At 44.9% G+C, this 25,079-nt stretch carries 19 protein-coding genes and 3 tRNA genes; 14 read left to right on the top strand and 8 right to left on the bottom strand.

The features are described 5' to 3' along the window. Positions 1-15 precede the first annotated feature (15 nt). Positions 16-2,166 (bottom strand): MtrB/PioB family decaheme-associated outer membrane protein, encoded by a 2,151-nt coding sequence (locus tag L5L91_RS01805; RefSeq protein ID WP_263163266.1) that lies wholly within the window; start codon positions 2,164-2,166, stop codon positions 16-18. Positions 2,167-2,179: 13 nt separating this feature from the next. Then, positions 2,180-3,139: a DmsE family decaheme c-type cytochrome gene (locus L5L91_RS01800; RefSeq protein WP_263144397.1), complete on the bottom strand. Its 960-nt coding sequence runs from the start codon at positions 3,137-3,139 to the stop codon at positions 2,180-2,182. Between the two features lie 440 nt (positions 3,140-3,579). Here L5L91_RS01800 and L5L91_RS01795 point away from each other — a divergent pair, with 440 nt between their 5' ends. The 3 genes from L5L91_RS01795 (at position 3,580) to glnS (ending at position 7,993) form a co-directional block, all read left to right on the top strand. After that, positions 3,580-3,819: a ferrous iron transport protein A gene (locus L5L91_RS01795; protein ID WP_028760477.1), complete on the top strand. Its 240-nt coding sequence runs from the start codon at positions 3,580-3,582 to the stop codon at positions 3,817-3,819. Further along, a complete protein-coding gene (gene feoB, locus L5L91_RS01790; protein ID WP_105252942.1) occupies positions 3,812-6,106 on the top strand; it encodes a Fe(2+) transporter permease subunit FeoB in 2,295 nt (764 codons plus the stop codon). The genes L5L91_RS01795 and feoB overlap by 8 nt, the downstream gene beginning before the upstream one ends. Before the next feature lie 216 nt (positions 6,107-6,322). Next, a complete protein-coding gene (gene glnS / locus L5L91_RS01785; RefSeq protein ID WP_173245638.1) occupies positions 6,323-7,993 on the top strand; it encodes a glutamine--tRNA ligase in 1,671 nt (556 codons plus the stop codon). 179 nt (positions 7,994-8,172) lie between these two features. On the opposite strand, the gene L5L91_RS01780 is transcribed toward glnS, so the two are convergent. Further along, a complete protein-coding gene (locus L5L91_RS01780; protein ID WP_105252940.1) occupies positions 8,173-8,769 on the bottom strand; it encodes a Yip1 family protein in 597 nt (198 codons plus the stop codon). A gap of 283 nt (positions 8,770-9,052) precedes the next feature. Here L5L91_RS01780 and miaE point away from each other — a divergent pair, with 283 nt between their 5' ends. After that, positions 9,053-9,823: a tRNA isopentenyl-2-thiomethyl-A-37 hydroxylase MiaE gene (gene miaE / locus L5L91_RS01775; RefSeq protein ID WP_028760473.1), complete on the top strand. Its 771-nt coding sequence runs from the start codon at positions 9,053-9,055 to the stop codon at positions 9,821-9,823. 166 nt (positions 9,824-9,989) lie between these two features. Here the strand turns inward: miaE and L5L91_RS01770 are convergent, their stop codons facing one another. After that, positions 9,990-10,715, bottom strand: coding sequence for a UDP-2,3-diacylglucosamine diphosphatase (locus L5L91_RS01770; protein ID WP_263235543.1), 726 nt, complete (start codon positions 10,713-10,715; stop codon positions 9,990-9,992). A gap of 8 nt (positions 10,716-10,723) precedes the next feature. Beyond that, positions 10,724-11,218 carry a peptidylprolyl isomerase gene (locus L5L91_RS01765; protein ID WP_263235542.1) on the bottom strand — a complete coding sequence of 165 codons (495 nt, stop codon included), beginning with the start codon at positions 11,216-11,218 and terminating at the stop codon, positions 10,724-10,726. A gap of 140 nt (positions 11,219-11,358) precedes the next feature. Here L5L91_RS01765 and cysS point away from each other — a divergent pair, with 140 nt between their 5' ends. Next, positions 11,359-12,738: a cysteine--tRNA ligase gene (gene cysS / locus L5L91_RS01760; RefSeq protein ID WP_263138180.1), complete on the top strand. Its 1,380-nt coding sequence runs from the start codon at positions 11,359-11,361 to the stop codon at positions 12,736-12,738. Between the two features lie 197 nt (positions 12,739-12,935). On the opposite strand, the gene folD is transcribed toward cysS, so the two are convergent. After that, the gene (gene folD / locus L5L91_RS01755; RefSeq protein WP_014610292.1) at positions 12,936-13,790 is read right to left on the bottom strand and encodes a bifunctional methylenetetrahydrofolate dehydrogenase/methenyltetrahydrofolate cyclohydrolase FolD; all 855 of its coding nucleotides are present in this window, start codon (positions 13,788-13,790) and stop codon (positions 12,936-12,938) included. A gap of 364 nt (positions 13,791-14,154) precedes the next feature. On the opposite strand from folD, the gene L5L91_RS01750 reads away from it, so the two are divergent. From L5L91_RS01750 to L5L91_RS01710, 9 genes are all read left to right on the top strand, one after another. Then, positions 14,155-14,231 (top strand) — tRNA-Pro (locus L5L91_RS01750). 117 nt (positions 14,232-14,348) lie between these two features. Next, a tRNA-Arg gene (locus tag L5L91_RS01745) sits at positions 14,349-14,425 on the top strand. 9 nt (positions 14,426-14,434) lie between these two features. Beyond that, positions 14,435-14,510 (top strand) — tRNA-His (locus L5L91_RS01740). 261 nt (positions 14,511-14,771) lie between these two features. Next, a complete protein-coding gene (tig, locus tag L5L91_RS01735) occupies positions 14,772-16,076 on the top strand; it encodes a trigger factor (RefSeq protein ID WP_028760469.1) in 1,305 nt (434 codons plus the stop codon). Positions 16,077-16,165: 89 nt separating this feature from the next. Then, positions 16,166-16,774, top strand: a complete 609-nt coding sequence (gene clpP / locus L5L91_RS01730; RefSeq protein ID WP_063883148.1) for an ATP-dependent Clp endopeptidase proteolytic subunit ClpP — start codon at positions 16,166-16,168, stop codon at positions 16,772-16,774. 84 nt (positions 16,775-16,858) lie between these two features. Further along, a complete protein-coding gene (clpX, locus tag L5L91_RS01725; protein WP_028760467.1) occupies positions 16,859-18,139 on the top strand; it encodes an ATP-dependent protease ATP-binding subunit ClpX in 1,281 nt (426 codons plus the stop codon). A gap of 132 nt (positions 18,140-18,271) precedes the next feature. Further along, positions 18,272-20,629: an endopeptidase La gene (gene lon / locus L5L91_RS01720; RefSeq protein ID WP_105252934.1), complete on the top strand. Its 2,358-nt coding sequence runs from the start codon at positions 18,272-18,274 to the stop codon at positions 20,627-20,629. A gap of 259 nt (positions 20,630-20,888) precedes the next feature. Further along, complete coding sequence (hupB, locus tag L5L91_RS01715; protein WP_006081127.1) at positions 20,889-21,161, top strand: nucleoid-associated protein HU-beta; 273 nt, start codon at positions 20,889-20,891, stop codon at positions 21,159-21,161. Positions 21,162-21,386: 225 nt separating this feature from the next. Further along, a complete protein-coding gene (locus tag L5L91_RS01710) occupies positions 21,387-23,252 on the top strand; it encodes a SurA N-terminal domain-containing protein (protein ID WP_028760465.1) in 1,866 nt (621 codons plus the stop codon). 190 nt (positions 23,253-23,442) lie between these two features. Here L5L91_RS01710 and L5L91_RS01705 read toward each other — a convergent pair whose 3' ends face one another. After that, a complete protein-coding gene (locus L5L91_RS01705; protein ID WP_006085368.1) occupies positions 23,443-23,655 on the bottom strand; it encodes a molybdopterin-binding protein in 213 nt (70 codons plus the stop codon). 138 nt (positions 23,656-23,793) lie between these two features. Beyond that, positions 23,794-24,996 carry an enoyl-ACP reductase FabV gene (gene fabV, locus L5L91_RS01700; protein WP_131525078.1) on the bottom strand — a complete coding sequence of 401 codons (1,203 nt, stop codon included), beginning with the start codon at positions 24,994-24,996 and terminating at the stop codon, positions 23,794-23,796. Between the last annotated feature and the right edge of the window lie 83 nt (positions 24,997-25,079).

Genomic DNA, 25,079 nt, shown 5'->3' with positions numbered 1-25,079 from the left:
CTGTCAGTGCCTAAGTTACATTTGGTAGCTTAAGGTCAAGCCTAAGTAGTGAGCGTTGTAGTCGTGGCCCATATCACCAAAACTGAGTACGTTGGGAATCGTGTCCCAGCTTGTGCCTTGGTTTTGCCAGTTAGCATCTTGATATTTTTCGAATAACCAATCGACGCGCAGTGACATACTGTCGGCAAACTTATATTTGGCGTAGGCATTAATATTGTGCTTGCGGGCGTAAAAATCGCCATAGGGACTGGTGATGCCATAGGTCACTTCTGTATCACTCTGTCCGTCGGAATAGCTGTAATCCAAACCAATATCGAGGTGATGATCGAACAGGTTTTGATAACTAAGCCCTGCACCAATCAAGGTCGATTTTTCCTCGGCAGTGCTGTACCAATCGGGTGTCGAGAAGGAATTACTGCCCGCTTGGTCTGAATCGCGCCAATCTTGGTTAACAAAGGCGGTTAAATTGAGGTCACTGCTCAGCATATATTGGGCTGACAAGTCGTAACCGAGATAGGACACCTGAGTTAGACCTACTAGGGTATGATGATAGTCGTCATTAATACTGTGTAAGCTGGCACCAAGAGATAGACCAATGTCGCTCTGATAATCCGTGTGTAAGGTGACTTTCTGTCTTTTTCTATCGGCAAGGTAGGATTTACGTAGCCAAGGATTACTTGAACTTTGAGTGGTTGCGACGGAATGATATTCACTGCCATCTCGCTCTAGTGCTTCTCCTTTCAACCAAGCTGACCATGCGGGCGAATAGCGATAACTTAGTTTAGCAAACACGCCAGATTCATCGATGGATTGGCGGTCGAGTTCGGCATAATCGTTTTCATTATGGCTGTAACCCGCTTCGGCATAAGCCGCTGAGGTAAAACGGTATTTGCTTTTAAGTTCGAGTTTTTTGGTGCGCTTATCATAAAGGCTATTTTGGGCTGTGCCTTGATTAATACTGTCGGTGACGATCTGCGGAAAGTCTAATTGAGCCGTTTTATTATCTCTGTCTTGATAGTTGTAACTTGCCTGCATACTTAAATCTTGGTTGATCCGTCCTGAATATTTAAGGTCCATCTCTACAATATCGACTTGGCCATTTAAGGTATCCGCAGGCAGGACGGGCGATGGGCCATTGATGGTGGCAGGAATAAAGGTGTCATCTTGGGTCATGCGGCTAAAGCCTGCGTGCATCAATACATTTTGACCATTTGCCCCCCCAGAGGCTTCTGCGGCAACTCGGTAGGCTTTATTGTCGGGGTCGACCGCATTCTGGCCTAAGTATGCTGCGCCAAAGGTGGGAGTGTAGGCAGATTGCCACAGCATGGCTTGGTGATCATTTTTATATTGGCTGATTTGGCTATTGATGCCAGCTTGCCAGCCTGAACCGTTAAAATAAACTCTCGCATCGACTTCATCAGTACTGTCATCAATTGGTTGGGCTAGCATAACGCTATTGGTGAGTATATTGGCGCTGGTCTTTTTGGCGCCGCTGCGGTCTTCATGCTGATAGTTTAGCGAGGCTTTGTAGTGACTGTTATTGTCACCTTCAGGTGATATTTTGCCCGCGTAGTAACCACCGATACTAAAGCGATCACGTTGAATACTTAACTCTTGGCTAACAAGGCTGCTTTGTAACATAGGCATAGATTGCGTTGTGCCGCCTGTTATCCAGTTATCGGGCAATAACATTTTATCTTGCACTGAGGTATAGGGGCTTTTGAGTTGATTATGGTTATAGTTTGCTAAGCCTCTATAACCCAAGTTGATTTGATAGTTCCCCGGCCTTCCGGTTGTGAGCTTGGCTGAGCCCGCATCAAAACCTAACTTGTCCGCGACCAGCTCGGTTTGATAACCCGACGGTGTTTTGTACACCATATCCGCACCGACGGTGCCAACGAGACCATCATTATCTGTCCCTGTGCGGTTACCGAAACGGCTGTCCTCACTATCGTTGTAAGCGAGGCTGGCACTGACATTGCCAATATGCCCTGTATTAGGTTGGCATTGCTTACAGCTCCATGCCTCTGTCTTTATGCTACTTCGATTTGCTTCTTGCAGCTCATAACCTTCGGCGTGTGCTTGAGTCAAAACACCGCTTATCGCCCAAGCCAGCAAAGTGAGGGAGAAATAAGCGCTAGGGTGGGACATTTTAGCTGTTCGCATGATCATTCCCTTGTTATCTCTGTAGTAATTTGCCAGAAGGATGGTTAGAGCCATGCACTTGTCCGTGACAATTCATACAGGAATTACCAGAAGTGAAGGCATTGGTTTGATTGCCAAAATAGGCATTACTGCTATGGCCATCCGAAGCGTGACACTGCTGACACAGTTGTGGCGGTTTGCTGATCAGCATGGCTTCGTTCACGCTGCCATGGGGATTGTGGCAATTAGCGCAGTTGTCGGTGACGGGGGCATGTTCCCACAGTTTAGGGCCGCGCTTTTCGGCATGACAGCTATAGCAATTTTCATTAACACTCATTTGCTTCAAGCTTGAATCGTTTAAACTGCCGTGGGGATTATGGCAGTCACTGCACACCATTTGTTGCCACTGTAATGGATGCGCCGAGCGCTTGTGCATATCGGCTTTTTGTTGGGTATGGCACTGGGTACAAATGGTGACTTCATTGGCTTTATCGCTGATAGGATCTTTTGCGGTATGCACTTGATGGCAGCTGCTACAGGCGACATCGGCGTTATCGTGGTGATTGCCTTTCCATGCGGTACGTTGACTGTCATTGTGGCAACTCATACAGACACTGTTTTGCTTTTGCGCGGGAACAGGGGAGTTTGCGCCAAAGGTGATCATCGGCTCTTTGCCACCTTTATTATGATTCCCTAACGGGCCGTGGCAGGCTTCGCACTGCAAATCGGCCATAGGCGAATCTTTCACATTGGGGTTGCCATGAACCCCCTCAAATATTGCCATCACCATGGCACTTTTTTTGTGGCACATCAGGCAAGTATCAGCGCCTTTAGCGGAATACTTACCTTCGGCGAATTTTTTGTCTAATGTCGCAACAACTTCTTCTGGTTTTTTGTTATCCCAAGGGGTCGCTGAGGCCGAAACGCTCGCGATTGATAACAAAATACATAGCATAGCCTTAGCTATGCTTCTGAACTTTAGCCCTATTTCCATGGTTATGTTTTCCCGAGTGCATTTATATTTGTTATTTTTACGCTTTCGACATTGCTAATTTAGCTTATTGAGCTTGGTTAATATTAGAACAAGTGTGTGACACGTGCTTAACATTGCGTGGTCTTTTCACTGTAAAGAAGGATGATTTTACAGGCGATATAGATTAAGTGTGATTTTGATCACACTTGCTTCGGGTGGGATTTGTTTACAGCGTTTTGACTTCTGTGCATCGCTTGATAGTCACTAATGCTAAGGTGCGGATTTTTATTTTCGGTTGGTCGTTTATTCATTGGAATTTTTATCACATAATACCCAACACAATTGAAAACTATTATCGTTACCAATCAAAAATCTTGATCTAGGTAAAGTTATTAGTGTCATCGCTCGGTTACAATGGGCGCAGTTTTTCGAGCTGAACCTGTTGCAAGGTGGAATACGTAATGAAGTTAAGCGAACTCAGTCCCGGCGATCGCGGTCTTATTTCTGAAGTGGGGCGTTTGGCGCTGCCACAAACCGTGAAGCGCAAGTTGTTGTCCATGGGGATCACGCCAAATACGCGTTTTTTATTGATCCGATACGCACCTATGGGCTCTGGTCTCGAACTGGATATTCGTGGTAGTAAACTTTGTATGCGCAGAGATTTGGCAGACATCATTGAGGTGGAAAAGACGAATGGCTAAGCAGTTTCATTGCGTCACAGTAGGAAACCCTAACGCGGGTAAATCTACACTCTTTAACGCGCTAACAGGCGCAAATCAACAAGTGGGTAACTGGTCTGGTGTTACGGTCGAAAAAAAGACTGGTCATTTCACCTTAAACGGTGCTGACGTCTATCTGACAGACTTACCGGGTATTTACGACCTTCTTCCTGCGGGTAATAGTTGCGATTGTTCACTTGATGAGCAAATTGCGCAGCAATACCTTGCCGAGCAACGTGTCGATGGCATTATCAATTTAGTCGATGCCACTAATATCGAACGTCACTTATATCTCACAGCCCAATTACGTGAACTCGCTATCCCTATGGTAGTGGTGCTGAATAAAATTGATTCGGCTGTCAAACGTGGGATTAAAGTCGATTTAAAGAAAATGAGCCAAGAGCTGGGTTGCCCTGTGATTGGCGTGTGTTCGCGAGATCCTGCCGATGTCGCTAAAGTGCAGGCACAGGTACTCGATTTACTTCAAGGCCGAGTCTCAGAAGCCCCATTAGTGCTTCACTATGATGAACAAATTGAAGCGGGCGTGCAGTTACTCTGCAGTAAAGATGCCCAATTAAGTCGCGGCCGCGCTTTGGCTATGCTAGGTAATGGTTCAGGTTGTGGTAGCTGTAAAAATGCTGAACTGCAGGATGAAGTGAATTCCTGTACTCAGATTATCGCTCAGCAAGGCCATGATATTGAAGTGATGGTGGCGACCACGCGCTTTAATTTCGTTGAACAAGTCTTTCAAGGTTCAGTGAAAGAGTCAGGGTTCCTCACCCTCAGTGACAAATTAGATAAACTCGTTTTACATCCTGTGCTTGGCATTCCTGTGTTTTTGTTTGTGATGTATTTGATGTTTATGTTCAGCATTAATATTGGCAGTGCTTTTATTGATTTCTTTGATGTTTTTGCTGGCGCACTGTTTGTCGATCACTTCGGTTCATTCTTGACGAGCATGGGCTCTCCGGCTTGGTTGGTCACTATCTTAGCGGGAGGTGTCGGCCAAGGCATTCAAACCGTATCAACCTTTATTCCTGTTATTGCGGCGCTTTTCCTCGGTTTGTCGATCCTCGAAAGTTCTGGCTACATGGCACGCGCTGCATTTGTGGTTGACGGTTTAATGCGTCGTATTGGCCTGCCTGGTAAAGCATTCGTTCCTATGATTGTCGGTTTTGGTTGTTCAGTGCCTGCAATTATGGCTACGCGAACCTTAGGTAGTGAGCGTGAGCGTATTGTGACAGGGATGATGGCGCCATTTATGTCCTGTGGTGCACGTCTTCCTGTTTATGCACTATTTGCGGCGGCTTTCTTCCCTGATTCAGGTCAGAATTTAGTCTTCTTGCTGTATATTATTGGTATCTTTGCCGCTATCGGTACGGGTTTATTACTCAGAAGCACTTTATTACCCGGCAGCAGTAGTGCTGTGGTGATGGAGCTGCCAAGTTATGAACTACCTAAGCTGAAAGCTGTTATGGTTCGTACAGGTAAACGCACTAAGAGTTTTATATTAGGCGCAGGTAAAACGATTGTTCTAGTCGTGACCTTATTGAACTTCATTAATGCTATTGGTGTTGATGGTACATTTGGCCATGAAGATAGCCAAGCATCTTTGCTGAGTGTCGCGAGTCAAAAAATTACGCCTATCTTCTCGCCTATGGGCATAGAGCAGGATAACTGGCCTGCAACCGTCGGTATTATCACGGGTATTTTCGCCAAAGAAGCGGTTGTTGGTACCTTAAACAGTCTATACAGTAGCGCGGCGCCGACAGATGAAGAGCTTGCACCATTGAGCGAAAGCTTTAATGCGGCTCTGGCAACGATTCCAGCTAACTTGTTTGGTTTAGATCTTGAAGATCCGCTTAAACTGTCGGTCGGTGATTTAACCAATAAAGAAACCGTGGCTGAAGAACAAGGTGTTGCGACATCGACTTTTGGTGCTTTACAAGCAGGTTTTAGTGGTAAAGTTGCGGCTTTCTCCTACTTGCTGTTTATCTTACTTTATACTCCTTGTGTTGCGGCAATGGGCGCCTTAGTGCATGAGTTTGGTTCTCGGTGGGCGACGTTTGCGGCAACGTGGACTTTCTCACTGGCTTATGGTTCTGCAACGGTAGTTTATCAAGCCGCTACCTTTACGCAGCACCCAGTTCAATCAAGTCTGTGGATTGGTTTCTTCTTGTTTGCATTAGCCGCTTTTTATCTGTGGTTGAAACGTAAAGGTAAAAGAAGCCAGCAGATTATTCCTGGGATCCGCATTATCACCGAGTAAGATTTACTGAGTCGGCGTGACTGAATAATAAATGTCAGCTTAGTTAGATCAAAGATAAAAGCAGCTTTCATGGCTGCTTTTATTGTTTTACTATCGCGGTTATAACCCCAGACAGTCAAAAACCAGAGTTTTTAACCCTAGGCATTGTAACTAGTGGTGATCTGTAGGATCATGCTGGTTTTCTTAAAATTGCCATTGTTCGCAAAGAGGAATTCCATGAGTCATGTGGACACTGAAGTACGTCCGAGTAACTTTATTCGTAATATCATAGATGAAGATTTACAAAGCGGTAAGCACACGAGTGTACAGACTCGTTTCCCGCCGGAACCGAATGGCTATCTTCATATTGGTCATGCTAAATCTATCTGCTTAAATTTTGGGATAGCGCGAGACTATAACGGTCTGTGTAATTTACGTTTTGACGATACTAATCCTGAAAAAGAAGACATTGATTATGTGAATTCTATTCAGGCGGATGTGCGTTGGCTTGGATTCCAGTGGGATGGTGACGTTCGCTATTCATCAAACTATTTTGATCAGTTACATCAATATGCGGTTGAACTGATTAATAAAGGTTTGGCTTATGTGTGTTTTTTGAATGCAGATGAAACCCGTGAATACCGTGGTACGTTAAAAGAGCCAGGTAAAAACAGTCCTTTCCGCGACACATCAGTCGAAGAAAACCTCGCCTTATTCGCTAAGATGCGCGACGGTGGTTTTAAAGAAGGCGAGTGCGCATTGCGTGCCAAAATTGATATGGCATCGCCATTCATGTGTATGCGCGATCCTATCATCTACCGTATTCGTTTTGCCCATCATCATCAAACAGGTGACAAGTGGTGCATTTACCCAATGTACGACTTCACGCACTGTATTTCTGATGCGTTAGAACATATTACCCACTCTTTATGTACATTAGAGTTCCAAGACAACCGTCGTTTATACGATTGGGTGTTGGATAATTTGAACGATTTTCAAGCGCCGAATCGTACTCGTCAATACGAGTTTTCTCGCTTAAATCTCGAATATACCTTGATGTCTAAACGTAAGCTGAACGACCTTGTGACCCGTAAACTCGTGTCAGGTTGGGATGACCCTCGTATGCCAACGATTGCAGGCTTACGTCGCCGTGGTTATACACCAGCGTCAATTCGCGAGTTCTGTCAACGTATCGGCGTGACTAAGCAAGAGAATATGATTGAAGTCGGCATGTTAGATGCGTGTATTCGTGAAGAATTGAACGAACATGCACCGCGTGCGATGGCCGTATTGCGTCCATTGAAAGTCATCATTGAAAACTATGCTGAAGGTGAACTTGAGTACATTCAAGCGGCCGCTCATCCAAATGATGAGAGCATGGGGACGCGTGAATTAGCCTTTGGCCGAGAAATATTGATCGATGTGGCTGACTTTAAAGAAGAAGCCAACAAACAATACAAACGCTTAGTTACAGGCAAAGAAGTGCGTTTACGTAATGCCTATGTGATTAAAGCTGAACGTTGTGACAAAGACAGCGAAGGTAATATCACGACGGTTTACTGTACTTATGATCCTGAAACTTTAGGTAAAAACCCTGCAGATGGCCGTAAAGTCAAAGGCGTGATCCATTGGGTTGAGGCATCTACAGCTAAGCCTGCTGAATTCCGTCTCTATCAGCGTTTATTTACCGATCCTAATCCTGCTGCGGCAGAGACTGTGGATGAAGTGTTGAACCCTGAATCATTGATCGTGGTACAAGGTTTTGCAGAAGCAAGCCTAGTGAATGCACCTGCGGAACAAGCCTATCAGTTTGAGCGTGAAGGCTATTTCTGCGCTGACAGTAAAGATTCATCGCCGGATAATTTAGTGTTTAACTTAACCGTAGCGCTGCGTGATTCTTTCGAGTGATTTTGCTTAAGTGGAGCTGTTTGACTGAATGAGTCAAACTTATCTGTTAACTCGCTCAGAGCGTTAATTCAACTCAAAAAAGAAGGCCTTTGCGGCCTTCTTTTTTATTTTCTGCTACAAATCAATTGCGACGCAGAGCTTGAGTTGCTGTTGATTAAATTTGTGATGAATTAAAATGGTTATTGGTACATAGGACCAAAGCCTAAGCTCCATAAAATGACACTAGTTGCCATTAGCCCCACCAAGAGTACTAAGCCTGCTGTCACCATAGAGCTAGCGTAGATAAAACCTTTCTCTTCAGGGATATTCATAATGATAGGCACCCCCGCGTACAGTAAATAGACTGAGTAGGCTAAACCAATCAACCCTACTATCATGATAAACCATAGCACTGGATATAATGCGGCTAAACCGACCATAAACAACGGGGTTGCAGTGTAGGACGCGAGCTCTAATGCTTGGGTGTAAGTTGGGTTAGCATCGAAGGTTTTTGCCATCCAATAGGCTAAATAGGCAAGGGCGAATACACCTGCAATCAGGCCTAAATACATGCCTGCGGACATAAACAGGGCACTTTGTGGTGTAAGGTAAATAGGATCACCAGCGCCAGGATTCCAGCCAATGTAAGCCGTAGCTATATAGCTGCACACCGCCGGAATTAAGGCGATAAGTACTACATGACTTAAGCTACTTTTCAGTGCCTCATGATTTTTTTCAATTGTTTGCCACTCTTGTTTTGGATGAGTGTATAGCCCCATTAAGTGATTCAGTATCATTATAATTATCCTTGTTCAGCATTGATGAATGGCTCGCCAAACGTCAGACGAGCTGATAACAGCTCTACAATCGAGGTTAAAATGGTGTCCTGTCTCTTTATCCATCGATTGGTTACACATAGAGAAGTGAGAGGCTGTGTGATCAGGATCTCAGTTCTTTAGAGTGTAGATTATTTATTGAACAAAAAGTTCAGCGCGTCAAGTTTACTTAAGCCTAATGCTATAGCTTATGAGTAAATATGCGTAAAATAGTGCGATATTCAGAATGATATTGAGTGAGTCCATGCTGCAACTTCTTGCCCCCATCCACGCATTTCTTCACTGTGAAACACCGCAAACTTGGATTGATGTCGCGATAAAATCAGATTCCTTGGATGAGTTGCTGATCGACCATTGTAACTGTGAGTTAAAAGCCGCTCAGACAGCGATTTTTTTGCTACGAAAATATGCGTTAGATAAAGACAGTGGTCGAGCTCTGTTGGCGTGGGCTAAACCCTATGAAGAGTTTATTTATTCGCAAGAACATGATGTGGAGAGTTTTTTAGCCCGTGATGTGAAAAAGAATGAGCTGGTAACTGACCTTATACCTAAGCCCAACTTTAAGTTTGCTGCGAATTTAGTTTCACCTTTAATCCGCTTGATTAAAGAAGAGTTTCATCATTTTGAACAAGTATTGGATTTAATGCACAAGCGCAGTATTGATTACCGCAATATTCGCGCGGGTCGTTATGCCAAGGGCATGATGAGTCATGTGACAACCCATGAGAAAGATATTTTGCGGGATAAGTTGATTGTAGGGGCATATATTGAGGCTCGCTCGTGCGAGCGCTTCGCTAAACTCGCGCCTTATTTAGACGGTGAGCTGAGTAAGTTTTATGTGTCACTGCTGCGCTCTGAAGCTCGACATTATCAAGATTATCTTGCGTTAGCTCAGTTGGTTTCACCTGAGGATATTAGTGAGCGAGTGAAGTACTTTGGCGAGTTAGAAGCGGAGTTGATTTTGGCGCAGGATGATGAGTTTCGTTTCCACAGTGGGTCGCCTCTATTAAATTAATTTGAACGGCTTTGCTTCCCCAAACGAGTAGAGTTAAGTCCATATAGCAGAAACGATTAACGGTTCGAAAAACCGTTAATCGCAGTATTTTCAATCTATTAAAGCTAAAAATTTAAGCCATTTAAGCTTAAGTATCGCTAAATGAGGCCTACTTAAGCCAATGCCTTTAGGTCATCATCTGGTCAAAGGGTAAGGACTGTAAATTAATCCCTTCAGCGCTCACACTGAGCACACTGCCTTGTTCATACCAATCGCCAACCACTATACGCTTACAGCCATTGGCAAGTTGATGAATAGCCGGTCTGTGGGTATGTCCGTGGATCATATGCTTAGTGTGTGTCTTGGCAAATAACACATCGACCGCATTGGGCTCTACATCCATGATAGTGTAGCTCTTTTGCTTATTGCTGTTCTTGCTCTTGCTGCGAATTTTATCAGCAATGCCCTGACGGGTTTTCTTGGATAAACAACCGTACAGCCAACGAGACAGCGATAAACTGCGCAGTTTTCGAAAGCGTTGGTAGGCCTTATCTAAAGTACATAAGCTGTCGCCGTGTAAAATTACAGTGTCGACACCGTATAAATTGAGGCGAGTGACTTCGGGTAAAATTTGTATGCCTGCGGCGCGCGCAAATTGTTTGCCTAGCATGAAGTCACGGTTGCCATGGATAAAATACACGGGCAACTTTTGTGATACTTGCTTGAGTTTTTCGGCGATGTCGAGGGCAAAAGGCAAGGCAATATCATCACCAACCCAGACTTCAAACAAATCGCCTAGAATATAAAGGGCGTCGGCATCATCGAGTTCAGTGTCGAGAAAGCGAGTGAACGCTTGGGTGATATCAAGGCGATCTGCACTCAGGTGCAGATCGCCTATAAATAGAGTTCGCATTCGCCGTATTATGCCGCGACGCTGACTTTTTCAATCACAATGGTTTCTAATGGCACATCTTGATGCATACCACGGTTACCAGTGCTAACAGCTTTAATTTTTTCGATAATGTCCATGCCTTCAACGATTTCGCCGAATACGCAGTAGCCCCAGCCCTGTGAGGTTTCTGATTTAAAATCGAGGAAAGTGTTGTCGTTCACGTTAATGAAGAATTGCGCAGTAGCTGAATGTGGATCTGAGGTACGCGCCATAGCGACAGTACCAGTACGGTTTGATAAACCGTTATTGGCTTCGTTCTTCACTGGCTCGTTACAACGCTTTTGGCTCATGTCTTCGTTGAAGCCACCACCTTGGATCATGAAACCGTCAATCACACGGTGGAAGATAGTGCCTTCGAAGAAACCTTCGTCAACATATTTCATGAAGTTTGCTACTGTTAACGGTGCTTTTTCAGTGTTCAGTTGCAGTTTAATGTCGCCCAAATTAGTGTGTAATGTGATCATGTTTTCATACTCTGTGTAAATAGTGGCGCGATTCTAACTTATCTCGGATTGCGCGCAAAGTGCAGTATTCAAAACCTGTCAGGCCGTGATAGACTGACTCCTTGATTTTACACCTGAATGTATCATTGAAGAGAATATCGATGTTGAAGATTTACAACAGTATTACCCGCCAAAAACAGGAATTTAAGCCAATTAATCCCGGGAAAATTGGGATGTACGTGTGTGGTGTGACCATATACGATCTCTGTCATATTGGTCATGGCCGTACTTTTGTTTCTTTCGACATGATAGTGCGCTACCTGCGTTACGCGGGTTATGAAGTGAATTTTCAGCGCAATATTACTGATGTTGATGACAAAATCATCAAGCGCGCTAACGAGAATAACGAAAGCTGTGAAGCCTTAACCGAGCGTCTTATTGGTGAAATGCACCAAGACTTCGATGCCTTAAATATGTTGCGCCCCGATTTTGAACCGCGCGCGACCCTTCACATTGCTGAAATCATCGACATGGTTGAGTTATTACTCGCCCGTGGTCATGCCTATGTGGCGAGCGATGGTGATGTGCTTTTCAGCGTGGCCTCATATCCTGATTATGGCCGTTTATCGGGCCAGAATTTAGATCAACTGCAAGCCGGTGCTCGGGTTGAAGTGGACGAAACCAAGCAAAATCCAATGGATTTTGTGTTGTGGAAAATGTCTAAACCTGGCGAACCAACGTGGGAATCTCCATGGGGACCGGGTCGTCCTGGCTGGCATATCGAATGTTCGGCCATGAACAGCAAACATTTAGGTTTGCATTTTGATATCCATGGCGGCGGCTCTGACTTACAGTTCCCACATCATGAGAATGAAATCGCTCAGTCTTGCTGTGCCCATGACACGCCATACGTCAACTATTGGATGCACACTGGCATGGTGATGGTTGACCGTGAAAAGATGTCTAAGTCCTTAGGCAACTTCTTCACTATTCGCGATGTACTTGGTCACTATGATGCTGAAACTGTGCGTTATTTCTTATTATCTGGCCATTATCGTAGCCAACTGAACTATTCAGAAGATAACTTGAAACAAGCTCGCTCAGCTTTAGAGCGTTTGTATACGGCGATTAAAGATGTCGACTTAACTGTCGTTGCGGCGCCTGCAGAAGAGTTTGTCGCGAAATTTAAAGCGGCGATGGATGATGACTTTAATACACCTGAAGCCTATTCAGTCCTTTTTGACATGGTGCGTGAGATCAATCGTTTAAAACTGACCGATATGGCACAGGCATCGGCATTAGCGGTCACCTTGAAGCAATTAGCGGATGTGTTAGGTCTATTAAGCCAAGAGCCAGAGGCCTTCTTTCAAGGCGGCGGTAGTGACGATGAAGTGGCCGAAATCGAAGCCTTAATCGTTGAGCGTAACCGTGCTCGTACCGAAAAGGATTGGGCTGCTGCGGATGTGGCGCGTAATCGTTTAGATATTTTGGGCGTTGTGCTTGAAGATGGTCCAAGTGGCACCACTTGGCGTAAGAAATAAGCTTATTCGCTATATTTTTAATTCAAGAAAATCTTCAGTAAATAAAAAACCTGCATCATGCAGGTTTTTTTATGCTTGCTAGAACCTAGAACCTAGAACCTAGAACCTAGAACCTAGAACCTAGAACCTAGAACCTAGAACCTAGAACCTAGAACCTAGAACCTAGAACCTAGAACCTAGAACCTAGAACCTAGAACCTAGTCATGATACTGCTCGGCGGCATATAAAGTGTTTTCTAATAGGCTTGCAATCGTCATCGGGCCAACACCGCCGGGGACTGGAGTGATAAAGCTGGCATTTTGCGCAGCAATGTCATATTGCACATCGCCGACTAAGGTGCCGTTATCTAAACGGTTAATACCCACATCTATTACAATCGCGCCAGGCTTGATCCACTCGCCAGGAATAAAGCCAGGTTTACCCACTGCAACGACCACGAGATCTGCCTGACGGATTTTTTGTTCGAGATTCTTAGTGAAGCGGTGGCAAGTAGTGGTGGTGCAGCCAGCAAGCAGCAACTCTAAGGTCATTGGGCGGCCGACAATATTCGATGCGCCAACCACAACAGCATCTAAACCATAGGTATCAACGCCGGTGGATTTGATGAGTGTCATTATGCCCATTGGGGTGCAAGAGCGCAGCACCGGAATACGCTGGGCTAAACGGCCGACGTTGTACGGGTGAAATCCATCGACGTCTTTATCTGGGCGGATACGCTCGATGACTTTTGAGTCTTCGATATGTGCGGGTAATGGCAGTTGCACTAAGATGCCATCAATTGTCGGATCATCATTAAGACTATCAATCAGGTTGAGTAATTCATCTTCAGTGCAGTTTGTTTCTAAATCGTATGAACGAGAAATAAATCCAACTTCTTCACAAGCCTTACGTTTACTCCCAACATAAACTTGTGATGCCGGATCGGCTCCCACTAATATTACGGCTAAACCCGGTACGCGTTGTCCAGCCTCTTTGCGGGCGGTGACTTTTTCGCTGAGCTTAGTGCGGATGGATTGAGCAATCGCCTTGCCGTCGATTATTTGGGCTGTCATGGGTGTAGGATATCCTTTATATGGGCGATGGTGAAAACACTAGTTAACACAGAGATTGGCAATCGTGGCTATTTTAACAGGGCACAGCTACTGTGTCATGGTTAAAGCCGTTGCCAAGTGGATAAAAAAAACCAGATTAGCCTGATAATTCAGCACCTAGAGTCGAACGATAAAAAAATCGTTGACGGGTGTAAAGTGAGGGGATAAGATGCGCTCCGTTCTCAGGCAGATGTGTTCATCTTGCGCTGAAACTGTTATGTAAGACCTTAGGTAATTGGCGCAGTCCGATAGTGCATCCAGATTTTGGATGAGAGTGGACCAGAGGGAACCCTCTGAGTTGATACCAAGTAAAATGTAAGACCTTCGGTGATTAGCGCAGTCCGGTAGCGCATCTGGTTTGGGACCAGAGGGTCAGAGGTTCGAATCCTCTATCACCGACCACTTTATTGTCGTTTGCTTCGATGAATTCAAAAATAATTTGAACTCAAATAGGCGAATGATAGGGTTAGCATAAATGCTTTCCAAATCGGTTAGGATACAGATGATTCTGTAAACCATGCGCCCGTAGCTCAGTTGGATAGAGCACCCGCCTTCTAAGCGGGTGGTCGCAGGTTCGAATCCTGCCGGGCGTACCAGTTTCAGTGGTGATTGTAGCTCAGTTGGTAGAGTCCCGGATTGTGATTCCGGTTGTCGTGGGTTCGAGCCCCATCAGTCACCCCATTTTTAGTACTTTGAGTACAAATTAAAAAAAGCGACCTTGTGTCGCTTTTTTTATACCCCAGATTCGGCTGTTGAGGCTCGACTCTGCAGAAAACGGTGGCTATAATGTCGCGTCTTGATAGATATCAACTATGAGCGACCTGTGCCTAAAGCCAGTTGTGGTGGGCATTGTAGTCAAATTTAATGATCAAGAAACGAATACCTGAATAGTTGATGAATCGGCTATTACAAAGGACGTTAGACAAATTTCGAGGTAAAACAATGCAAGTTTCTGTTGAAGCAACCCAAGGCCTAGAGCGTCGCCTGACCATTTCTGTTCCTGCTGAACAAATTGAAAAGCTGGTTAAAGACAGTTTACAACGTGAAGCTAAGCGTGCTCGTATCCCAGGTTTCCGTCCTGGTAAAGTGCCTGTTACTGTTATAAACAAACGTTACGGCGCAGCGATTCGTCAAGACATCATGGGTGAAGTGATGCAACGTAACTTCATCGAAGCAATTATTGCTGAGAAGTTAAACCCAGCGGGTGCACCGACTTTTGTTCCTGGTTCTACTGATGGCGAAAAATTCGAATTTATCGCTACCTTTGAAATCTATCCAGAAGTTGAGCTGAAAGGCTTAGATGCAATCGAAGTAGAACAGCCAAAAGCTGAAGTGACTGACGCTGACGTTGACACTATGATTGAAACCTTACGTAAACAACACGCGACTTTCGCTGCTGTTGAGCGTGAAGCTGCTGATGGCGACAAAGTGAAAATGAACTTTGTTGGTTCAGTTGACGGTGAAGAATTTGAAGGCGGCAAAGCTGATGATTTCGAACTGCAATTAGGTAGCGGCCGTATGATCCCTGGTTTTGAAGCGGGTATCTTAGGTCACAAAGCGGGCGAAGAATTTGTTATCGACGTGAACTTCCCTGAAGAATATCACGCTGAAAACCTGAAAGGTAAAGCGGCTAAGTTTGCGATTACGCTGACTGAAGTGCAAGCGGCTAACCTGCCAGAAGTAAACGATGAGTTTGCTGCTTTGTTCGGTATCAGTGAAGGTGGCTTAGAAGCCCTTAAAACTGAAATCCGTAAAAACATGAACCGTGAACTTGAGCAAGCGTTAAAAGCTAACGTGAAAGAGCAAGTGATCAATGGTCTGTTAGCTAACAACGATATCACTTTGCCAAAAGCATTGATCGATGGCGAAGTTAACGTTCTGCGTCAACAAGCCATGCAACGTTTTGGCGGCCAATCGGCTAACATGCCAGAACTGCCAGCTGAATTGTTCACTGAACAAGCTGCACGTCGTGTTAAAATCGGTCTGCTATTAGGCGAAGTCATCAAGACGAACGAACTGAAAGCGGAAGATGAACGCGTACAAGGCTTGATCGCTTCTATGGCTTCAGCCTATGAAGATCCAAGTGAAGTGGTTGCTTATTACAACAGCAACAAAGAGCTGATGCAAAACATGCGCAACGTTGCTTTAGAAGAGCAAGCGGTTGAAGCACTGTTGAAATCTGCCAAAGTGACCGAAAAACAAGTCGCTTTTGAAGAATTTATGAACAAGGCTACCGGTCGCGCATAAGCTAAGCTTGACTTGATTAGCTGTTCGCCATTTATAATGGCTCGTATGAGGCTCCTCATGCGAGCCATTTTTATTTAGGGAAGTGAATAATGCATAATGCGTCAGACATACAAAGTGCTTTAGTGCCTATGGTGATCGAACAGACTGCTAAGGGTGAACGCTCATACGATATTTATTCTCGTTTGTTGAAAGAGCGGATTATCTTTTTGGTAGGTCAAGTTGAAGAACACATGGCAAACCTTATCGTGGCGCAATTATTATTCTTAGAATCAGAAAGCCCAGATAAAGATATCTTTTTATACATTAACTCCCCAGGTGGCTCTGTCACCGCAGGCATGGCGATTTATGATACAATGCAGTTTATCAAACCGAATGTTAGCACTGTCTGTATCGGCCAAGCCGCTAGTATGGGCGCTTTCTTGTTAGCTGGTGGTGAGAAGGGTAAGCGTCACTGTTTACCAAACTCTCGCGTGATGATCCATCAACCGCTGGGTGGTTTCCAAGGTCAAGCATCAGATATTGCTATTCATGCCAAAGAAATCTTAGGCATTAAAAATAAGCTTAACCTAATGCTCGCTGAACACACAGGTCAACCGCTCGAAGTGATTGAACGCGATACCGATCGTGACAACTTCATGAGTGCAACTCAAGCCGTCGAATATGGCTTAGTTGACTCTGTGATGACGAAACGCGGCTGATTTTTGCTTTTGACTGAGCTATGCTTTGTAAAAGTTAAGCAAATTTAAGACAGGCAGTAGAGCAGACTGCAAATGAGGTAATTAATGGGCGACAACAAAAATAATGGTGACAGCGGTAAATTGCTGTACTGCTCTTTTTGCGGAAAGAGCCAGCATGAAGTCAGAAAACTCATTGCTGGCCCATCAGTGTATGTATGCGACGAATGTGTTGAGTTATGTAACGACATCATTCGTGAAGAGATTAAAGAAATCTCTCCAAAGCGTGATAGCGATAAATTACCGACACCACATGAGTTGCGTGCACATTTAGACGATTATGTTATTGGCCAAGACAGAGCGAAAAAAGTGCTTTCTGTGGCAGTGTATAACCACTATAAGCGTTTAAAAAATGCATCGCCTAAAGATGGTATCGAGCTGGGCAAGAGTAATATTTTGCTTATCGGTCCAACGGGTAGCGGTAAAACCCTACTGGCTGAAACCCTTGCGCGCTCACTCAATGTGCCTTTCACTATGGCAGATGCTACTACGCTGACTGAAGCGGGTTATGTGGGTGAAGACGTTGAAAACATCATTCAAAAGTTGCTGCAAAAGTGCGACTACGATGTTGAGAAAGCGCAGCGTGGTATCGTTTATATCGATGAAATCGATAAAATTAGCCGTAAGTCAGACAATCCATCAATCACCCGTGACGTATCGGGTGAGGGTGTACAGCAAGCACTGCTTAAGCTGATTGAAGGTACTGTTGCCGCGGTTCCACCACAAGGTGGCCGTAAGCATCCACAGCAAGAATTCTTACAAGTCGATACTTCTAAGATCCTGTTTATCTGTGGTGGTGCGTTTGCAGGGCTTGAAAAAGTGATTGAGCAACGTGCGCACGTTGGCTCGGGTATTGGTTTTGGTGCACAGGTGAAAGGCGAGAAAGAGAAGGCGACGATCTCTGAAACCTTATCACAAGTAGAACCTGGCGATTTAGTCAAATACGGTTTAATCCCTGAATTTATCGGTCGTCTACCAGTGGTTGCGACTCTGACTGAGCTGGATGAAGAAGCTTTAGTACAAATTCTATCTCAACCTAAAAATGCCCTAACTAAGCAATACAGTGCGTTATTTGAGATGGAAGGGGTAGAGCTTGAGTTCCGCGAAGATGCGCTTAAAGCGATTGCTCATAAAGCCATGTCTCGCAAGACAGGTGCCCGTGGCCTACGCTCCATCGTTGAAAGTATTCTGCTGGATACTATGTACGATATCCCATCCGTTGACGGTGTGGTGAAGGCCGTTGTGGATGAATCAGTAGTGAAAGGGGAATCTGCCCCAATCTTGATTTACGAGCACAATGAGGCCCAAGTGGCATCAGGCGAACAATAATTGTACTGATCGCTAATAAACTGAAAAACAAGGAGTCCAATGGACTCCTTTTTTCGTATTAGCCATTGAAACTCCATAAAGCGTCCCAATATACTCCAGTATTAATCCATTTCACCAAAACGGAATCGAACTATGACCCAAGAGCGTGAAGCGCATATCGAACTCCCCGTGCTGCCACTGCGAGATGTGGTGGTCTATCCCCATATGGTAATTCCGTTATTTGTCGGACGAGAAAAATCTATTCGATGTCTCGAAACGGCAATGGCGCAGGATAAGCAAATTATTTTAGTGGCGCAGCGTGATGCCGAGCTCGATGAACCATCAAAAGATGATATCTTCGAAGTGGGTACGGTTGCCTCTATTTTACAGTTACTTAAGCTGCCAGACGGTACAGTCAAAGTGCTGGTTGAAGGCGGTCGTCGCGCCCGTATTACCCGTTATACCCAAGAAACAGAATTTTTTGTGGCTAAGGCTGAGTATCTGGAATCAGAACCGCTGGAAGACAAAGAAGAAGAAGTGTTAGTGCGCAGTGCTATTGGCCAGTTTGAAGGTTATATCAAGCTGAACAAAAAGATCCCGCCAGAAGTCTTGACCTCTTTATCGGGTATCGATGAAGCGGCGCGTCTGGCCGATACTATGGCCGCACACATGCCACTTAAGCTTGAAGATAAGCAATCTGTGCTTGAGATGGTCAACGTCGGCGAACGTCTGGAATATCTAATGGCGATGATGGAATCGGAGATCGACCTATTACAGGTTGAGAAACGTATCCGGACTCGCGTTAAAAAACAGATGGAAAAGAGTCAGCGTGAGTACTATCTGAACGAACAGATGAAAGCCATCCAGAAAGAACTGGGTGACTTAGATGAAGGCCATGACGAATTTGAAGCCTTAAATCGTAAGATTGAAGAGGCTAATATGCCCGCTGAGGCGAAAGAGAAAGCCCTCGCCGAGCTTAACAAGTTACGCATGATGTCACCAATGTCGGCTGAAGCGACGGTTGTTCGCAGTTATGTCGATTGGATGACGGCTGTGCCTTGGAGCCAACGCTCTAAAATCAAACGTGATTTAGCCAAAGCCCAAGAAGTACTCGATACCGATCATTTTGGTCTTGAAAAAGTCAAAGAACGTATCTTGGAATATTTGGCAGTCCAAAGCCGAGTGCGTCAGCTTAAAGGGCCAATCCTGTGTTTAGTGGGGCCACCAGGTGTGGGTAAAACCTCGCTAGGTCAATCGATCGCTAAGGCGACCGGTCGTAAGTATGTGCGTGTTGCCCTCGGTGGCGTGCGTGATGAAGCGGAAATCCGTGGTCACCGCCGTACTTACATTGGGTCTATGCCGGGTAAAGTCATTCAAAAGATGGCTAAAGTCGGCGTGAAAAACCCGTTATTCTTGCTCGATGAAATCGACAAGATGAGTTCTGATATGCGCGGAGATCCGGCTTCTGCTTTATTAGAAGTGTTAGATCCTGAGCAAAATGCGACCTTTAACGATCATTACCTCGAAGTCGATTACGACCTATCCGATGTGATGTTTGTTGCAACGTCAAACTCCATGGATATTCCTGGGCCACTACTTGACCGTATGGAAGTCATTCGTTTATCGGGTTACACCGAAGACGAGAAGCTGAATATTGCTAAGCAACATTTGCTGAATAAGCAAATCGAGCGCAATGGTTTAAAAGCCACTGAAATTAAAGTCGATGATAGTGCTATCGTTGGCATTATCCGTTATTACACCCGTGAAGCGGGTGTGCGTTCACTCGAGCGTGAATTGTCTAAGATTTGCCGTAAAGTCGTGAAAATGATTTTGCTCGATAAGTCGGTCAAGTCTGTGACTGTTAACCAAGAGAATCTCAAGTCTTTCCTTGGCGTGCAGCGCTTTGATTACGGCAAAGCCGAGTCTAAGAACCAAATCGGTCAAGTGACTGGCTTAGCTTGGACTCAAGTGGGCGGTGACTTACTGACGATTGAAGCAACCTCAGTACCAGGTAAAGGGAAGTTAACCTATACTGGTTCTCTTGGTGACGTGATGCAAGAGTCGATTCAAGCAGCGATGACAGTTGTTCGCGCCCGTGCGGAACAATTAGGTATCAATGCGGATTTCTACGAGAAGCGTGATATCCACGTGCATGTGCCAGAAGGTGCGACACCCAAAGATGGTCCATCTGCTGGTGCGGCTATGTGTACCGCGTTAGTATCCAGCTTAACGGGTAACCCAGTGCGTGCCGATGTGGCCATGACTGGTGAAATAACCTTACGTGGTGAAGTGTTACCTATCGGTGGTTTGAAAGAAAAACTGCTAGCAGCTCACCGCGGCGGCATAAAATTGGTGCTTATTCCAAAAGAAAATGAGCGCGATTTGGAAGAAATTCCTGCCAATGTGATTGCCGATTTAGAAATTCGTCCCGTGCGTTGGGTCGATGAAGTGTTAAAACTGGCCCTAGAAAGACCAGTTGAAGGCTTCGAAGTGGTTAAAAACTTGGCATAACGCAAGAAATTGCGCTATCACGTTAAAAAAAATGAAAAAAGGGGCTTAACAAAGCGCAGACCTGTGGTAGCCTAGGTCTGTGGAGAGCCAGCTGCTCCAAGCCCTTGGCGCAACTGGCTTTGAGCTGTATCCAGTTTTAATTCTTTGGTTTTCGAACTCAGCTTGAACTTTGAATTCAAGCTTGTTATAAAAGCCTCCGCAGACCGCTCTAGAGACGGATTTGGTTGCGGCGCAAAAAAATTACATTCAAGGGGATGACATGAACAAATCTGAACTAATCGAGAAAATCGCATCTGGTGCTGACATTTCTAAAGCCGCTGCTGGCCGAGCACTGGATTCTTTTATCGCTGCTGTGACCGAAGGTCTGAAAGAAGGTGATAAAATTTCTCTTGTTGGTTTTGGTACTTTTGAAGTGCGTGAACGCGCTGAGCGTACTGGTCGCAACCCACAAACGGGTGAAGAAATCAAAATCGCAGCAGCTAAAATTCCTGCATTCAAAGCTGGTAAAGCACTGAAAGACGCTGTTAATTAATCATTAATATCGTAGCCTTTGTAAGGCGTTCGTAATGACAAGCACTGTTTATCAGTGCTTTTTACGAATTGAAAGTAATGGAATATGAAGCTTAATTTCTACCATTACTCGGGGTTTTAGAATTTACCAGTGGTAGCGTCTGAATATTCCCCATAAATTACAGAAAGGCGCATCTCAACCTGATGCGCCTTTTTATTTTGTTAATCGCAACAAGCGAGAAATCTGATGTTAGAAAAGATCCGCGATGGTTCGCAAGGCGTGATTGCTAAAGGCATTCTCGTACTTGTGATTTTATCTTTTGCATTTGCAGGAGTCAGTAGTTACTTAGGTTCAACAACTGATGTGCCTGCGGCAGAAGTGAACGGTGACAAGATCACTAAAGCCGAGCTAGAACAGGCGTACCAGAGCGAGCGCTCTCGCATGGAGCAACAGCTAGGTGAAATGTTTGCTGCGTTATCTGCTGACGAAAAATACTTACAAAGCATTAAGCAGAGCGTATTAGAACGCTTAGTGGCTGACAAGTTGATAGATCAAGCTGCTAAGGCTATGGGTCTACGTGTATCTGACGAGCAAATTGTTGCTGCAATGAGAGCTGAACCGGCATTTCAAACTGATGGCAAATTTGATAACGATCGTTATCAGGCGATTCTGCGTCAGTTAGGTTATCAGCCACAGACTTTCAGAGACATGATGCGTGTCGATATGACCCGTCGTCAGTTAACTGCAGCCCTTGTGGGTACTGAATTTGTGTTACCTGGCGAAGCTAAGCAATTGGCTGAGTTACAAGGCCAAACCCGTGATGTGCGCTATGTTATTGTCGATTCTGCACCATTCTTAGCGACAGCGGTTGTGACTGACGAGCAAGTGAAAAACTATTACGACGCAAACCAAGGGCAGTTTATGAGCCCTGAGATGGTGAGCCTAGAATATGTTGAACTGAATGCTGCTGATTTTGCTAAAAATAATCCAGTTTCTGATGAAGAAGCACAAACGTATTACGAAGAACATAAAGCACAATATGTTTCTAACGAGAAGCGTCTTGCCGCGCATATTTTGGTTATGCCAGGTAACGATGAAGCGGCAGCAAAAGCCAAGGCTGAAGATCTCGCTAAGCAATTAGATAGCGGTGCCGATTTTGCTGATCTGGCTAAAGCTAACTCTGATGATACTTTGAGTGCAGAGCAGGGCGGTAAACTGGATTGGTTTGAACCTGGTGTAATGGACCCCGCATTTGATGCCGCTTTATTTGCATTAAATAAAGGCCAACATTCTGCGGTGGTTAAAACAGACTTTGGTTTCCACATTATCAAGCTATTAGATGTGCAATCTGGCGCGACTGTACCGTTTGCTGATGTGAAAGCTAAGATAGTGGCTCAATTGCAAGATAAGAAAGCGGTTGACCAGTTCTATAGCTTACAAAGTAAATTAGCGGATACCAGCTATGAAGTGCCAGATACACTATCTGAAACCGCAAAAGCTGTTGGCGTTGATGTTAAGACTACAGCACTGTTTTCTCGCGATAACGCACCTGCTGAGCTAAACAAGCCTGACTTAGTTAAAGCAGCCTTCTCTGAAACTGTAATGCTGAAAGGTTTAAACAGTGAAGTGATTGAGCTTGAACCTAACCATGTGGTTGTTATCCGAGTGAAAGAACATCACGATGCGGGTACTTTGGCCTTAGCTGAAGTGAAAGCCAACATCACTGAGCGCTTGAAGCAAGATCAAGCAAACGAAGCCGCCCGTGCAAAAGCACAGGAATTGATGGCACAAGTTAAAGCGGGTGCAACTGATCTTGGTTTAGTGTCTAAAGCGAAACTAGGCCGTGGCGCGCAAGACGTTGATGCTGCGATTGTAGGCAAAGCGTTCCAAATGCCAACACCAAGTACAACTCCTGTTGTCGATACCGTCGGTTTAGCAAACGGTTATGCTGTGGTTGCACTGGATAAAGTCAATGCTGCAGAAGGCGTGAGTGATGAGCTAGTTAATGCACTTAAACAACGTCTGAACGCACAATACAGTGAAGCAGACTACCGTGGCTTGATCGATTCGCTTAAAGCCAATGCCAAGGTGCTTTATCCTGTAGAAGAATAATTTCAGTGAGGATAGCGAGTTAAATTTACTATCCGACTGATTAAATAGAAAAGGCCAAGTGAGTTCACTTGGCCTTTTTGTTTTTTAATTCGATAAAGTTTACCAATGAAGTTCGAAGGATATCCGCTATCGCGACACTGTCAGACCCCATATTCCATTACTTCAATCGCCACGTTACTGAATTGAATGGTTAATCATCAACGCCAATCATTACGCTGCTGGCTTTGATGAGGGCATAAGCCGAATCACCCACTTTGAGCCCTAGGCGCTCACAGGAAGCTTTAGTCACCACAGAGGTCAGTACGACACCGGGTGCAAGTTCGATTGTCACTTCATTGTTTACAGCGCCCATTTCTATGGATTTGATTGTACCGCTGAGGGTGTTTCTTGCGCTAATTTTCATTGATTTTCCTTATTGAGGGATTATTAGGGGTCAACTGCAGCTAGTGTAGCGCATCTTAATCTGGGAGTTATAAATAAAAACGCCACTAAAAAGTGGCGTTTAACGTTTGTGATAAGCAGTGATTCGCTATCGAGTTGATTAGAGTTCGATAACGTCAAATTCAACGTATGGGTTAACGTCGGCATCGTAATCAATGCCTTCGATACCAAAACCAAATAACTTAATAAATTCAGCTTTGTATTCACGGTAATCAGTCAATTCTGATAAGTTTTCTGTGGTCACTTGTGGCCACAAATTACGGCAGTGTTGCTGAATATCTTCACGCAGTTCCCAGTCATCTAAACGTAAGCGATTATCACTGTCGGTCTCAGGTTTTGCACCATCGGCACGGAATAGACGCTCACTGAATAAGCGATAGATTTGCTCCATACAACCTTCATGGAGACCCTCCTGACGCATTTTCTTGAATACCATAGCGATATATAAAGGCATGACAGGAATGGCCGAACTCGCTTGAGTCACAACGCTCTTTAGCACTGCAACATTTGCGCTGCCGCCAGTGGCTGATAGTTGTTCATTTAACGCTTTTGCTGCGCGGTCCAGATCCATCTTGGCCTTGCCAAGGGCGCCGTGCCAGTAAATTGGCCACGTCAGTTCAGTACCTATATAGCTATAGGCTACGGTTTTGCAGTTATTGGCTAATACACCGGCTTCAGATAAGGCTTTAATCCACAGTTCCCAATCTTCGCCGCCCATAACAGTGACAGTATCGGCAATTTCTTGCTCAGTTGCTGGTTCAACGGTGGCTTCAATGATGCAGTCTTTATTGGTATCAACGGCAGTCGCTGTGTAAGTTTCACCAATGGGTTTTAAAGCTGATCGGATAAGCTCACCTGAATCAGGGAGTTTGCGCACTGGTGATGCCAGTGAGTAAACAACCATGTCAATTTCACCAAGATCTTGCTTGATAAGCTCGATGACTTTTTGTTTAGCTTCATGGCTAAAGGCATCGCCGTTAATGCTTTTAGAATATAAACCTTCCGCTTTAGCAAATTTGTCGAAAGCGGCAGAGTTGTACCAACCTGCAGTACCTGGTTTCGCTTCAGTACCTGGCTTTTCGAAGAACACGCCAATCGTTGCGGCATCGCTACCAAAAGCGGCTGCGATACGTGAAGACAGACCATAACCACTTGATGAACCGACCACTAATACCTTTTTCGGGCCGTTAGCAATCTTGCCTTTTGCTTTAGTTAAGGTGATTTGTTCTTGAACGTTTACTTCACAACCGACAGGGTGTGTAGTGGTACAAATGAATCCACGAATTTTTGGTTTGATAATCATATTTAAGCTTCTTCTATCAAAATGACCAATAGGATAAATATTTCGGCGGGTAAATGGCACCTATTTTTAGCCAATTCACCTGA

This window comes from Shewanella sp. SM55, from assembly GCF_025654025.1.
Classification (GTDB): domain Bacteria; phylum Pseudomonadota; class Gammaproteobacteria; order Enterobacterales; family Shewanellaceae; genus Shewanella; species Shewanella oncorhynchi.
Note: the sequence above shows the minus strand (reverse complement) of the source record. Positions and strands in the feature narration are given on the sequence as shown.

Bases quoted from the DNA above. Each gene is read 5' to 3' on its own strand.
- L5L91_RS01805 (WP_263163266.1), bottom strand. From the start codon at position 2,166: ATGCGAACAGCTAAAATGTCCCACCCTAGCGCTTATTTCTCCCTCACT.
- L5L91_RS01800 (WP_263144397.1), bottom strand. From the start codon at position 3,139: ATGGAAATAGGGCTAAAGTTCAGAAGCATAGCTAAGGCTATGCTATGT.
- L5L91_RS01795 (WP_028760477.1), top strand. From the start codon at position 3,580: ATGAAGTTAAGCGAACTCAGTCCCGGCGATCGCGGTCTTATTTCTGAA.
- feoB (WP_105252942.1), top strand. From the start codon at position 3,812: ATGGCTAAGCAGTTTCATTGCGTCACAGTAGGAAACCCTAACGCGGGT.
- glnS (WP_173245638.1), top strand. From the start codon at position 6,323: ATGAGTCATGTGGACACTGAAGTACGTCCGAGTAACTTTATTCGTAAT.
- L5L91_RS01780 (WP_105252940.1), bottom strand. From the start codon at position 8,769: ATGATACTGAATCACTTAATGGGGCTATACACTCATCCAAAACAAGAG.
- miaE (WP_028760473.1), top strand. From the start codon at position 9,053: ATGCTGCAACTTCTTGCCCCCATCCACGCATTTCTTCACTGTGAAACA.
- L5L91_RS01770 (WP_263235543.1), bottom strand. From the start codon at position 10,715: ATGCGAACTCTATTTATAGGCGATCTGCACCTGAGTGCAGATCGCCTT.
- L5L91_RS01765 (WP_263235542.1), bottom strand. From the start codon at position 11,218: ATGATCACATTACACACTAATTTGGGCGACATTAAACTGCAACTGAAC.
- cysS (WP_263138180.1), top strand. From the start codon at position 11,359: ATGTTGAAGATTTACAACAGTATTACCCGCCAAAAACAGGAATTTAAG.
- folD (WP_014610292.1), bottom strand. From the start codon at position 13,790: ATGACAGCCCAAATAATCGACGGCAAGGCGATTGCTCAATCCATCCGC.
- tig (WP_028760469.1), top strand. From the start codon at position 14,772: ATGCAAGTTTCTGTTGAAGCAACCCAAGGCCTAGAGCGTCGCCTGACC.
- clpP (WP_063883148.1), top strand. From the start codon at position 16,166: ATGCATAATGCGTCAGACATACAAAGTGCTTTAGTGCCTATGGTGATC.
- clpX (WP_028760467.1), top strand. From the start codon at position 16,859: ATGGGCGACAACAAAAATAATGGTGACAGCGGTAAATTGCTGTACTGC.
- lon (WP_105252934.1), top strand. From the start codon at position 18,272: ATGACCCAAGAGCGTGAAGCGCATATCGAACTCCCCGTGCTGCCACTG.
- hupB (WP_006081127.1), top strand. From the start codon at position 20,889: ATGAACAAATCTGAACTAATCGAGAAAATCGCATCTGGTGCTGACATT.
- L5L91_RS01710 (WP_028760465.1), top strand. From the start codon at position 21,387: ATGTTAGAAAAGATCCGCGATGGTTCGCAAGGCGTGATTGCTAAAGGC.
- L5L91_RS01705 (WP_006085368.1), bottom strand. From the start codon at position 23,655: ATGAAAATTAGCGCAAGAAACACCCTCAGCGGTACAATCAAATCCATA.
- fabV (WP_131525078.1), bottom strand. From the start codon at position 24,996: ATGATTATCAAACCAAAAATTCGTGGATTCATTTGTACCACTACACAC.